Here is a 12,241-nt window from a genome sequence, read left to right as displayed (position 1 = left end):
TTTGAGTAGCTAGGTTGCCAGTGGTCGAGCCACGCACCATTCTCAAAAAGCCTCAAAAGAGTATCAGCTTAGAAAAGCTGGCAGATGATAACAAAATTTGTAAAGTAAAAGTAAGTGTAAAAGGCATAATAAAAGGCGCTTGAAGCGCCTTTTATTATTTATTAACTTCGTTTTTGGCTATCCGCCCGTATGAAATTAGGTCCTGCGTGATAAGCGCAGCCTCTTCAAGGTAAGGGTCTAACTCCGAAATAACCTCTGGTGCATCATCCAAATCTTTAACCGGTTCTAAACCAAGACGTTTCAACCTTTCATTAGTACGTTTCAATACCAGATCATCGCGTTCTTCACGTTCCTTGATACGTTCGGCTTCAACTAATGAAATCGCCTTATCATCTTTGCGCGCTTTGTATTCTTCAATATCTTTATAAATATATTCGAATTCAGGCTCTGCTTTTACTCGCTCATCATGGCGCTTACTCAAGTATTGAATAGTTGGCGACAAGTTATCTAGACTCGCATATTTTGCACGAACAATACTATCCCAAGGCAGTGCATTATCTTCTTGGCTCTCTCCCCACTCTTCCGGGTTGATTGCCGAAGGTAGCAAGATATCAGGGATCACGCCTTTATGTTGCGTACTGCCACCGTCGATACGATAAAACTTCGCAATAGTGTAGGTTACACTCCCCAAAGGGTTTTCGAATAAATCGTAATTTTTACCGAGACCACGATGTTGTTGCACGGTGCCTTTACCAAAGGTTTGCTCACCAATCACTACTGCTCGGCCATAATCTTGCATCGCAGCAGCAAAAATCTCGGATGCCGATGCACTGTAGCGGTCAACCAAAACAGTCAAAGGTCCATCGTAGAAGGTAATGCCATCTCTATCTTGTTGACTTTCAACCCGGTTATAAGCGGTATGGATCTGAACAACTGGACCTTGGTCAAAGAATAAACCGGATAGCTGGGTCGCTTCGTAAAGTGAGCCACCACCATTTTGGCGAAGATCAATGATAACACCGTCTACTTTGGCTTCTTTAAGTTTCGCGATTTCAGTTTTTACATCTTGAGAAAGATTATTGTAGAAACTCGGGATTTCTATCACGCCTATTTTGCTTTGTAGCTCAGAATATTTGGCTTCAAATACAGAAGACTTAACTGCGCGATCTTCTAATTTTACTTTGTCACGAACAATTTCAACGACCTTAGGCGTCCCGTGACTATCAGTACCTTTAAGGTATTGAAGTCGAACCTTGGTCCCCTTAGGGCCTTTGATGAGATCGACCACATCATCTAAACGCCAGCCGATAACGTCTACAAATTCTTTATCATCTTGTGCTACGCCGATGATTTTGTCGTCCGGCTTAAGCTTTTCGGTTTTGTCCGCAGGGCCGCCAGGAACTAAACTCCGGATCACGGTGTAATCTTCATCGTAACTTAATACCGCACCAATACCTTCCAGCTCTAAGTCCATATCCATTTTGAACTGTTCGGCTCGGCGTGGTGAGAGATAGGAAGTGTGCGCTTCAATACTGCGTGCAAACGCATTCATGATTACTTGAAATGCATCTTCACTGTTCGTTTGGACTAGGCGTTTTTGCGCGTTTTTATAGCGCTTGGTAAGAACTTCTTTGATCTCTTCCCAATTTTTTCCAGTCAACTTTAAGCGCAGCGCATCAGATTTAACACGCTGGCGCCAATATTCGTCAAGTTCGCTTGTCGCGGTTGCATAACTTTGCTCTTCTCTATCAAAAATGAACTCATCTTTTTTGTCAAAGTTCATTTCTTTGTCGAGTAAGCCAATGGCAAAATCATAGCGCTCAAAGCGACGCTTCATGCTTAGATTAAACATATCATAAGCAAAACCCAGTTTTCCTGAGATCAATGCATCATCAAATTGCTTACGATATTGTTGAAAACTATCGATATCCGACTGTAGAAGCAAAGACTTATTAAAGTCGATGGCTTCTACGTAACGATCGAAAATTTTATCCGATAAGCTGTCATCAAAGCTGAAGCGTTTGTAGTGTTGTCGAGTAAATAAGTTAGTCACTCGTTTACTAGCCGTTGTGTGTTGCGCTTCAGGTTTAAGAACCGGCAAGTCCTTAATAGTGACTGTGCTTGTTGAGGCTAAAGTAACACTCGATACGAACGCGGCGACTAGGGAAATGAGTGGTAACTTTTTACTCATATACAACTCCTTACTGGATATATAGGCTATCTGCTTTAGTTTTAACTTGCATTCCTGTTACAAGCTCTACGTGCACTTCATCATTTTTGACTTCAGTGATAGTAGCGTTAACAAGCGCTTGACCAAGTTTAACTTTAACTTTGTTATTAACCTTGACCTGTTCAGCCGGTAAAGGTTCAACTTTACCACTACGCTTTGGTTTGACTTCAGCAGGTTTACTACTCATTTTAGGGCGTTTTTGGTCTTGACGATCCCTAGAGTGAGGTTTCTTTTTGTAAGATTTTGTTTCGCCATCGCGATTGTTTGGACGCTGTGGCTTTTTACGCTTAGCCATTTTTGCGCGGCTCTCGGCCAATGCTTTTTCTGCGTGTTCAACGTGCTCTTGTTCAACCTTCTCAGCTTGATTGCCGTCTAGGTCTACACGAAACTCGTTCTTAGTGACTGCTTCGAGATAACGCCAGTTTGAAGTGTATTTACGAAGTGCTTGACGAACTTGAGTTTTACTGACTTTGTCAGACCCCTCAATACGCTCAGCGATATCTTTGAAAATACCAACCTTTAATGGCTTAATCCCTTCCTTTTGCTTGAAGCAGTTAGGAAATTCTGAAAATAAGAAGTCTAATACTTCATTTGTGTCTTTTAGCTTGTTTGTGGTTTCCATTTTTAAACCTATTAATTACATCTGCTCATCGAGCGACGAGTTTATATAGTGTGTAACCCAGTCAATTAGCTCTTCTATATCTGCTTCAAGAAGCGCTAAATCACCGCGAAGATGTTCCCAAATACCTTCTATGAGCCTATCTATTGTGTCACAGTCTAAATCTTCGGGAAGCAAATCCCATGCGTGATGAATAAGTTCATTTAAGCGTTCTGCAACAACTTCTTCTTCGCCTTCCCAATCACCAACATCGGCGTAGGAAAACAAATAATCTTGTACCTGAAGCATATCTTTCATTAAAGCGTTTCCTCAAACGCTTTAACTAACGCTTCTAATCCGATCTTATCCTGCTCGTCAAATCTTGCCAGACTAGGACTGTCAATGTCTAGCACGGCAATCACTTTATTATCTTTAAAAACAGGGATCACAATTTCTGAATTTGATGCTGCATCGCAAGCGATGTGGCCAGCAAACGCATGAACATCCTCAACCAATTGCGTTTCACAAGTTGCAGCGGCTGTACCACACACCCCTTTACCAACAGGAATTCGAATGCAGGCTGGGTTGCCTTGGAATGGCCCAAGAACCAACTCTTCAGCGCTATCCATAAGATAAAAGCCTGCCCAGTTGATATCTTCAAGAGTTGTAAATAAAAGCGCACTCAAGTTTGCCATATTGGCAATCACATTGTGTTCACCACTGATTAGCCCTTGAGCTTGTTTAACTAAAGTCTGATAAAAGTCTTGCTTTTGCATTACCATCAAATTCACGAATTGAACGACAAAAGCTAAAGGTACTCTTTCGGAGAAATAATTAAAACCTTTTCGACTGAAAAAGTATTAATTATCTGTAAAACTGACACTGCTCGGTTAATTATCACTCAGTTTTACGATGACCTGCCCGTAAACCAAACAAGAACAGCCCCGCAGCGAGCATTGACATTAAGGCGTTAACAATAAAACCGATACCCGATTGTGCAGCGAAAAGATAGCTAAATACCGCACCACCAAGTAAGCCCAGTGTTAACAGACCACCATATTGCACCTTGTTGTACCTAAACATAAGGATATATCCGGGAACAACGAAAAGGCACATTGCAAGACCAACGATGTATGCGTTAGAAATTGCGCTAAGTAGTAAGTTAAAGAACATTTCACTGCGACCGAGTGTAAAGCTGTAGTAAATCCCAAGCACACCACCCACGATTAACGGTGATAATAAAGAGAACCCTACTCCTTTGCCAACTTGTTTCATATTCAACACTCTCTACACTAATTATTCATTCAACACTACTGAGTATTGTGCAAGCAGTGCCTCTGCACTAGCCGACTTTGGTCTAATAAGTATTTTTATCAAGAGTATACTGGTGAAATCGCAAGGCGGGAGATTTCTGATATCAGAAACAAAAAAGCCCTCAAATTTGAGGGCTTTAAATGTGGCGGAGAGATAGGGATTTGAACCCTAGATACGCTATTAACGTATGCCGGTTTTCAAGACCGGTGCTTTCAACCACTCAGCCATCTCTCCAAAACCTACAATCCACGCTTACGAGCATGAATCTAAAATAAGTGGCGGAGAGATAGGGATTTGAACCCTAGATACGCTATTAACGTATGCCGGTTTTCAAGACCGGTGCTTTCAACCACTCAGCCATCTCTCCGCAGCGGGGCGAATAATAGAGAATCCCTATGCGCTTGTGAAGCTTTTTTTTCAATTATTTGATCGTTTGCGTAAAATTTGGCTCAATCGTCTAAGAACCAGTCAAAATTATGCGTATTTTTAATATTTCAGCGAACTTTTGAAAATATTCAAAGTCTTACGTATTGAGTAACTATTACCGTAGAGACCCAATTAACGACAGATATTGATCCAGAAATCATTGCCCCAACATATAACAATTGATACTCTTATCTCAGTTATTTTTGGGATCAGCATGTTTTATTAAGGAGCTTGAATCATGGCATTCAATCATTCATACAACACTGCAAAACCTGTCATGTCGACAATGGAAACAAACAAAGTGTTGAAAAACACTTACTTCCTATTGGCAATGACATTAGCGTTCAGTGCAGTAACAGCCGCAATTTCAATGACAATGGCATTACCAGCGTTTACCGGTATTGTTTGTTCATTAGTTGCATTTGGTTTGCTATTTGTTATCGGTAAAAAAGCAAACTCATCTTCTGCTATCGGTCTTGTATTCTTATTTACTGGTATTTTAGGTTTCGGCCTTGGGCCTATGCTTAATCACTATGCTGCACTACCAAATGGTGGCATGTTGATAGCACAAGCACTTGGCACAACAGCGTTAATTTTCTTCGGTTTATCAGCTTATGCACTAACTACGAAAAAAGACTTCTCGTTTATGGGTGGCTTTTTAACGGTTGGTTTAATCGTGGTTATTATCTCAAGCCTAGTAAACTTGTTCATTGGATCAAGCATCGCATTCATGGCAATTAACGCGGCAGTCGTTTTATTAATGTCTGGCTTTATCCTTTATGATACAAGCCGCATCATCAACGGCGGCGAGACAAACTACGTGCTTGCAACTGTGAGCTTGTATTTAAGTATTTATAACTTATTTACCAGTATCCTTGCCCTTTTAGGCGCGTCGGATGACTAACTCAGAATTTCTGATAAAATAAGCCCCATTACGGGGCTTTTTTTATGAGTAAAATTTGAGTCAAATAGTCATATCAGTGCACTTTGGCGTAGCTGCACAGTCAAAGTTAACTTTACTAGAACGGTATGTCGATGCCGCTATTAAAAGTGACCATCAAATCGCGTGTATCTTTCTATACCAAGATGGTGTTTATCACGCCAGTCAAAATATCATACACGCTTCCGACGAATTGCAAGTCAACGCGATTTGGCAACGCATCAAAGATAAAGGGATCCCCCTGTTGTTGTGTGTCACAGCAGCAGAAAAACGCGGCGTTAGCATCGAAGACGTTAGCCCTTTCACCGTTGCAGGCCTTGCGGAGTTTGCCATGATCTCGAGTAAGTCTGATAAGTGGATGCAGTTTAAATGAGTAAAAACGTGTTAATTATTTCTCAAACCAGTCCATTTGACCAAAATAGTCTGAAAGAAGCGCTCGATGTCGCACTAATCTATGCAGCGATTGATCAACAAGTAAGTTGGCTTTTTACCGGTTCTGCTGTGCTATCGCTCCAGAAAACCCTCAATGCTCCACTACTGGGTTTAAAAGACATGTTTAAGCAATTAAAAACTCTGGAAATTTATGATGTCGAGCGGGTTTATGCCTGTAAGTCAGCGATGGAGGAGTTTAACATATCGCCACACTCCCTTGCTGTTGATACTGAAATCAAAAATCAACATGAAACCCTTGCGTTAATCAAACAACATGACTTTGTGGTGACACTATGAGTACGCTACATATTATTTCTAGTATCGAAGCATGCGATCAGCTGCAGTTTGTATCCCATCACGACACAATTTTATTATGTAATGATGGCTGCTTTGGGCAAACACGTATCTCAGCTGGAGATGCAAATGTGGTGATGCTGCAAACTTGCGCCAGTGCCAGAGGCATTGTCCCAGAGGCCGGAGTAGAGCTTATCTCTGACAAAGATTGGGTTGAGCTGACCATTACGATGAACAATTCAATTACTTGGTAATCATCATGCTAGAATTTAACAACCAAACTATCGAGACAGATAAACAAGGCTATTTGCTAGACCATACTCAATGGACTAAAGATTTAGCACCACTTCTAGCCGCAGAAGAAAATATTGAGCTTTCAGATGCACATTGGGAAGTCATTGAGTTTGTGAGAAATTTTTATCTCGAATACAATACCAGCCCCGCGATCCGCATGCTGGTTAAGGCAATGGCTAAAGCACTAGGCGAGGATAAAGGTAATAGCATCTATTTATATAAGTTATTTCCAAAAGGTCCAGCCAAACAAGCAACAAAAATAGCTGGATTGCCAAAACCCGCCAAGTGTATTTAACCTGAACTTCGGATAATTAATGCCTTTCTAGCAGTCAGTTTTAGCGCTAACTGCGTTGAATTCACTTCCAATAGCCTGCTATTGGTGCGTAAATTCGTCTAGTTATCCCTAAAACTCTCTGGCTAGATAACGAAATAATTTAATTAATTTTAAGAACAATTAGTTAGCTCATTCCTTACCTAAACCTCAGGTTATTTAGGACGGGACAATCGAATTAAAAAAGGCCTCAAATGAGGCCCTGTATAAAAACGTTACTTCGTATACGCTCTAGGCATATCAGAATCTGTTGTATATCTGTCTCTTAGTTTATCGTGGCGTGACTCAATAGACACTTCCTCACCATTGATCCAGATTTTATCGATTGTGGTGCTAAATTCGAAAGGATCCGCACTCCACATTACGATGTCTGCACGTTTACCAGCTTCAATCACACCGCCATCAATGCCCAGTGCTTTCGCGGGGTTAGCGGTAACCGCCTTAAGTGCGCCTTCATGACTCATGCCATTTGCTACAGCAATACCCGCATCAAAGCGTAGCTGGTAGACGTTATGACTACCGTCACCACCAATTGACAGGATGACATTGACACCCGCTTTCTCAAGCTTACCTGCGTTATCTAGACTTGCATGCATTGAGTCAAAGCTAGCTGGTAGATTTGATACTGCACTCAAAATAACAGGTACTTTCGCCTCAGCTAATTGCTCAGCGACCACTACCGCATCATCTGCCCCCTGAATAATCAGATCTAAACCAAACTTTTCTTTTAGCTTAATCGCTTCAAGAATATCCGACGCTCTTGAAAGCGTTGCAATCACAGGCATATCACCCGCAAGCACTTGAGTTAACACTTGTTCTTCTGAACTCGGTTTTCCCTCGTCTTTTTTGTCTTTCTTAGCAAGCTTTTCTTGCTGTGCCTCAAGCTTTTTAACAACGTTATCTAACGCTTTTGCACGAGACCCTTTGCTTTTGGCACCCAGATGAATAATTAACGCTGTTTGCTTGTCAGTCACACTGTTAAATTCACCAGATAAGTCAACAACAAAACCAAGCCCTGCAAATTCACTTTTACCACCCCAAGGTGCGACAAAGTTTTGCGTTACACCGCCTTTTCTTGCATAGGCAATTAAGCTACTACGTGGATTAAATGCGGTGCTTGCGTCAAAGTCTACGCCGGCATCGTCATCACCAGCATCACGAGAAGCAGCAACAGCACCAACTTCCACTAAACCAAGTTGGTTCATTGAGCCGATAAAGCCTGGAGTGACAACCTTACCGCTGGCGTCAATCGTTACATCAGCAGTCACGTTATCTGGGTTAATCGCTTTTATTTTACCGTTCTCGATAACTAAAGTCGCACCTTCAAGTACGCCCGCATCTGTCGCGGTATGGATCGTTGCATTAGTAATTGCGGTAACATTGGCAAAAGCAACAGAGTGAGCTAGCAATGCGCTAGTGATCATGGTTAGTTTCATGGTTTTCATCTCATCAACTCCTTACTTTTGACCTAACATAAAATCACTAACCGCTTGATATTTTTCATCGTGACGATCATAGACTTTACCACCATCTACAAAGACCTGCTCTGCACGAGAGTACACGCTGAACGGATTGGTGTTCCAAATTACTACATCGGCTTGTTTGCCTTGCTCAAGCGATCCAGTTTTATCCTGAATGCCTAAAGATTTAGCTGCGTTCGAGGTGATCCACTTAATTGCATGCTGCTCGTTGATGTTAAAGCCAGACTGGTTAGCTGTGTTCATCACTTTTGCGGCTTCATGATTCAAGCGTTGGATTGTGGTATCTGAATCAGAATGAACTATCGCACATGAGTTTTTCACTGCATCTACAATTGCTACATTTTCCTGAACCATATCATAGGCTTCCATCTTAAAGCCCCACCAATCTGGCCACAGTGCAGCACAATTACCGTTTTCACCTAACAGATCTGCAATCTTGTATGCTTCAATACCGTGGTGGAACGTCCCTGCGTGATAACCAAACTCTTTAGACAAGTCGATCATCATTGCCATTTCTTCTGCTTTATAACAATGGTTATGAATCAAGATTTCACCATCTAGCACACCACGAAGCGTATCGAACTTGATATCACGTTTCGGTGCATCCGGATTCAATCCAGCAGTATACTCAGCTTCGTACTGTTCCCAAGCGCGCTTATATTCACCAGCTTCAATCCAAGCTTCACGATATCCTGCCATATTACCCATACGAGTATAAGGGGCAACACCTTTGGAGCCATATACACGCTTTGGATTCTCACCACATGCCATTTTTAACCCATATGGCGCATCTGGGAATTTCATTGCCTGCATTGTTGGTGCCGGCACATTCTTTAAGGTAACACCACGACCACCAAATAGGTTTGCAGAGCCAGGTAAGATTTGTAGCGTGGTGATCCCCCCTTCTCTAGCTCGGTTAAAGCCTGGATCTTGCGGCCATACAGAATGCTCAACCCATACTTGAGAAGTATTAGGGTTAATCATTTCATTGCCATCACTGTGCGATTCTACACTTGGGCTGGGGTAAGCTCCTAAATGAGAGTGCACATCGATAATGCCAGGTGTTACCCATTTGCCTTCAGCATCAATGGTAATATCTGCCGTGACAGATAGGTCTTTACCAACTTGCTTGATTTTACCGTCAACAATAAATACGTCACCTTGTTCTATTTTTTCACCCGTTCCGGTTAAAACGGTAGCATTAGTGATTAGGGTTGACTGAGAAGGTACAGGCTTGTAAGTACTGGGATATGGGTTTTTCTCTATGGTAACTTTTTCTTTTTGTGGGCCGTTATCCTGACAGCCCATCAAAGCTGCGGCAATGCCAGCTACGACTAGGGAGGGAGCAAATTTATACATTTTTGTCATCTCTATTGTTTTTTTGTGACTTTAACTCATGCCATCGCACTTTACGCAATTATGAGTTTTAGTGACAAGTAATTACGACGAACGTCCGGATATTATAACGCATGTTGTCATCAGTGAGTAATTTAGAAAAGCCTTAGTTGCCATAACTGAATGTAAATTAGCGTCAATATTGACACGTTTTGACACATTAAGTGGCATAAGTAACAAAGAGGAAGTAAATCTAAGAATGAAGTGTTAAATTATCGATAATGGTATTTTATAGTGAAAAAAGTTTTTGCTATTTGTATCCTTAGAAACAAAATAATTTATTACTTTACAGATAGATAGAAAGCCTGCACACATTTGACATACTCTATTACATTCGGAATTACTTGATTTACAGCATTCTGCAGCAACTTTAGTAATACTAAGAACGTGTCCTAGAGATAGCCAAGGAGCTAACCATGAAACTGTTCAATTTAGTATGTGCAACCTCGCTTCTGATCGCAGGTACCGCATCTGCGGCAGACTTTGTTGCTGCGGATAATAGTAAAGCGACTAAAGTTTGTATGTCGGTAGTCAAAGACAATAAGATTCACTTGTTCCACACCATTAAAGAGAACCACCTAAAAAGACGTGTTGTAGAAGAAAAACTACACTGTAATGATATGCCAGTCGGCAAATTTGCAGCAACCTACGGATTTAATAAGGCTGCGGACTTCCTTGGTGTAGACAGTAATGTAGAAACCAGTATTAAAGACATCGCTAAACTTGATAAAAAGACCATTTTTGTCTCAGGTTCTAAGTAGCCATGTCGACATGTTTGTAAACAAAAAAGCAAGGCGTAGCAATCCCTGACTGCGCCTTTTTCTTTGTTCAGCTATACAACTGCAGCCAATAACCCAAATAGACCCCCAAAGACGCCTCCCCATACAACTAACCAACCTAAGTGAGTCTTAATCATGTTTTGTACAATCTCCTTTACCATTTTCGGCGTTAGCTCATTAAGTCGCTCATCTACCGCTTTTTCAATGGTTTGATGTAAATCATCACCGAGTAGACCGTTACTGAGTGACTCACTAATTGCAGCATCAAACTCAGGCTGTTCACCGAGCTCAACTATTGCTAATCGCATTTTCTCAATAAATGGCTCTCGCAGCGGTTGTACAGCTTCAGTCCCACCAAACATCTGCAGCATCGCACCAAATTGCGACGCATCAATGACACTTAACAAACGGTCAAACGCTGGATTTAAATCGACTTTATTGGCTATCGGCGCCAAGTCAAACTTTGGATGCTCCTTGCCGATAAACTTTTCTAGTTTTTCTCTACTAAAGAACTCGCTCAAGATGAGCTCTCTAATTGACGCTTTAAACGACTCGAATTTAAGCGTAATAACCCCTGAGCCATAGAGGAAAGGCACTTTCTCAAATAACATATGTACCGCTAACCAATTCGTCATTGCGCCAGATAGTGAAAACAATCCAACCGAAAACAACGTGTCGTTTTCTAGTGCGAAGCCAGTACCTGTTAGCAGTATCGCCAGTAAATTGGTGATGATATTTTTATTCAATGTACTTCCCTTGGATAAAATGACAGACGCGATATTTTATTTTTTTTAGAAAAAGGCCTCAAGTATTTGTGATCTTGAGAATTTCAACCATATTTTAGAGTAAGTGAATATGTTGGATCTAACTTATGTGGAACAAAGTCAACCAACAAATCTCTGAATCTCTCCATGACACTTTTGAGTTTACTTCAAAGCAAACCTTAAAAAGTTATGGGTCTAAAAAACTTTATAAGATTGCAGACGATACCCATCAATTTTTGGTCAAAGTTGCTCCAATTCAGGCTTTAGAGCGATTTGAATGTGAAGCATCTAATCGTGAAAAGCTTATTCGCGACTCTGATTTCCTTGTGGCCGATACAATTACCCTAGGTACGAGTGTTGAGTTCTGCTTTATTGTGCTGGAATGGTTAGAACTTGATCATCGCAATGAAAACTGGCTTGAGTGCGGTCAAAGCCTTGCTAAAATGCACCAACGTCATGAACAGGAAATGTACGGCCTAGAAGAAGATAATTATATTCATGAGCTGCCGCAACCAAATCAATGGCACAAAAAATGGGAAGTTTTTTTTGCTGAGGAAAGAATTGGTTGGCAACTGCAATTGCTTGCTGAAAAAGGGATTATCCTCACTGATATTGACACATTTGTGGAGCAGCTTAAGCCACTCCTTCCGCACCAAGTTCAACCGTCTCTGGTTCATGGTAATTTTTGGCATGGTAACATTGGCTTTAGCCATCAAAAACCCGTGCTATTTTCCCCAGCTTGCTATTACGGTGATAGAGAAGTTGATATTGCTATGGCTTCGTTATTCGCTCCGCTGCCAGATGACTTCTATCGTGGTTACGAGTCTATCTATCCACTCGCAGAAAATGCACATGAGCGATTAGACATTTATCGCTTATATCCTCTTTTAGTGCAAGCAAACTTGTTTGCTGGCAAGTACATACGGGACGCGGCTGAACAAGTACAAGCCCTGCTCAAATAAC

The 12,241-nt window shown here is 41.4% G+C and carries 15 protein-coding genes and 2 tRNA genes; 7 read left to right on the top strand and 10 right to left on the bottom strand.

What is annotated here, in order from left to right; all coding sequences use genetic code 11:
* Positions 1–154: 154 nt before the first annotated feature.
* The 7 genes from prc to GSF04_RS13155 form a co-directional block, all read right to left on the bottom strand.
* The gene (gene prc / locus GSF04_RS13185; protein WP_211859755.1) at positions 155–2,191 is read right to left on the bottom strand and encodes a carboxy terminal-processing peptidase; all 2,037 of its coding nucleotides are present in this window, start codon (positions 2,189–2,191) and stop codon (positions 155–157) included.
* A gap of 10 nt (positions 2,192–2,201) precedes the next feature.
* Positions 2,202–2,852: an RNA chaperone ProQ gene (proQ, locus tag GSF04_RS13180; RefSeq protein WP_039495719.1), complete on the bottom strand. Its 651-nt coding sequence runs from the start codon at positions 2,850–2,852 to the stop codon at positions 2,202–2,204.
* Between the two features lie 15 nt (positions 2,853–2,867).
* The gene (locus tag GSF04_RS13175) at positions 2,868–3,146 is read right to left on the bottom strand and encodes a hypothetical protein (RefSeq protein WP_010371557.1); all 279 of its coding nucleotides are present in this window, start codon (positions 3,144–3,146) and stop codon (positions 2,868–2,870) included.
* Entirely contained in the window at positions 3,146–3,604 is a 459-nt protein-coding gene (locus tag GSF04_RS13170) for a GAF domain-containing protein (RefSeq protein ID WP_010371559.1), read from the bottom strand. The genes GSF04_RS13175 and GSF04_RS13170 overlap by 1 nt, the downstream gene beginning before the upstream one ends.
* A gap of 121 nt (positions 3,605–3,725) precedes the next feature.
* Positions 3,726–4,103 (bottom strand): hypothetical protein, encoded by a 378-nt coding sequence (locus tag GSF04_RS13165; protein WP_211859754.1) that lies wholly within the window; start codon positions 4,101–4,103, stop codon positions 3,726–3,728.
* Positions 4,104–4,285: 182 nt separating this feature from the next.
* Positions 4,286–4,376, bottom strand: a tRNA-Ser gene (locus GSF04_RS13160).
* 42 nt (positions 4,377–4,418) lie between these two features.
* A tRNA-Ser gene (locus GSF04_RS13155) sits at positions 4,419–4,509 on the bottom strand.
* Between the two features lie 297 nt (positions 4,510–4,806).
* Between GSF04_RS13155 and GSF04_RS13150 the strand changes: the two genes are divergently transcribed.
* From GSF04_RS13150 to GSF04_RS13130, 5 genes are read left to right on the top strand one after another with little or no spacing between them, the layout of a single operon-like run.
* On the top strand, positions 4,807–5,472 hold the full coding sequence (locus tag GSF04_RS13150; RefSeq protein WP_010604622.1) for a Bax inhibitor-1/YccA family protein: 666 nt from the start codon (positions 4,807–4,809) through the stop codon (positions 5,470–5,472).
* Positions 5,473–5,527: 55 nt separating this feature from the next.
* Entirely contained in the window at positions 5,528–5,881 is a 354-nt protein-coding gene (tusD, locus tag GSF04_RS13145) for a sulfurtransferase complex subunit TusD (RefSeq protein WP_211859753.1), read from the top strand.
* Positions 5,878–6,237, top strand: coding sequence for a DsrE family protein (locus GSF04_RS13140; protein WP_211859752.1), 360 nt, complete (start codon positions 5,878–5,880; stop codon positions 6,235–6,237). The genes tusD and GSF04_RS13140 overlap by 4 nt, the downstream gene beginning before the upstream one ends.
* Entirely contained in the window at positions 6,234–6,488 is a 255-nt protein-coding gene (locus tag GSF04_RS13135; RefSeq protein WP_039495714.1) for a DsrH/TusB family sulfur metabolism protein, read from the top strand. Before GSF04_RS13140 ends, GSF04_RS13135 begins: the two co-directional genes overlap by 4 nt.
* Before the next feature lie 5 nt (positions 6,489–6,493).
* A complete protein-coding gene (locus GSF04_RS13130; protein ID WP_045989037.1) occupies positions 6,494–6,823 on the top strand; it encodes a TusE/DsrC/DsvC family sulfur relay protein in 330 nt (109 codons plus the stop codon).
* A gap of 251 nt (positions 6,824–7,074) precedes the next feature.
* On the opposite strand, the gene GSF04_RS13125 is transcribed toward GSF04_RS13130, so the two are convergent.
* Both GSF04_RS13125 and GSF04_RS13120 read right to left on the bottom strand, forming a co-directional pair.
* Entirely contained in the window at positions 7,075–8,304 is a 1,230-nt protein-coding gene (locus GSF04_RS13125; RefSeq protein ID WP_211859751.1) for an amidohydrolase family protein, read from the bottom strand.
* 12 nt (positions 8,305–8,316) lie between these two features.
* On the bottom strand, positions 8,317–9,699 hold the full coding sequence (locus GSF04_RS13120; RefSeq protein ID WP_211859750.1) for an amidohydrolase: 1,383 nt from the start codon (positions 9,697–9,699) through the stop codon (positions 8,317–8,319).
* A 452-nt stretch (positions 9,700–10,151) separates the two neighbouring features.
* Between GSF04_RS13120 and GSF04_RS13115 the strand changes: the two genes are divergently transcribed.
* Positions 10,152–10,496, top strand: coding sequence for a DUF3718 domain-containing protein (locus tag GSF04_RS13115; protein WP_039495709.1), 345 nt, complete (start codon positions 10,152–10,154; stop codon positions 10,494–10,496).
* Positions 10,497–10,567: 71 nt separating this feature from the next.
* On the opposite strand, the gene GSF04_RS13110 is transcribed toward GSF04_RS13115, so the two are convergent.
* The gene (locus GSF04_RS13110) at positions 10,568–11,260 is read right to left on the bottom strand and encodes a DUF445 domain-containing protein (protein WP_211859749.1); all 693 of its coding nucleotides are present in this window, start codon (positions 11,258–11,260) and stop codon (positions 10,568–10,570) included.
* A 125-nt stretch (positions 11,261–11,385) separates the two neighbouring features.
* Here GSF04_RS13110 and GSF04_RS13105 point away from each other — a divergent pair, with 125 nt between their 5' ends.
* Positions 11,386–12,240, top strand: a complete 855-nt coding sequence (locus tag GSF04_RS13105; RefSeq protein WP_211859748.1) for a fructosamine kinase family protein — start codon at positions 11,386–11,388, stop codon at positions 12,238–12,240.
* Position 12,241: the final 1 nt, after the last annotated feature.

It is taken from the genome of Pseudoalteromonas sp. A22, assembly GCF_018141345.1.
Classification (GTDB): domain Bacteria; phylum Pseudomonadota; class Gammaproteobacteria; order Enterobacterales; family Alteromonadaceae; genus Pseudoalteromonas; species Pseudoalteromonas maricaloris.
The sequence above is the reverse complement of the archived record's forward strand: the minus strand, read 5'-3'. Positions and strand labels throughout refer to the sequence as shown.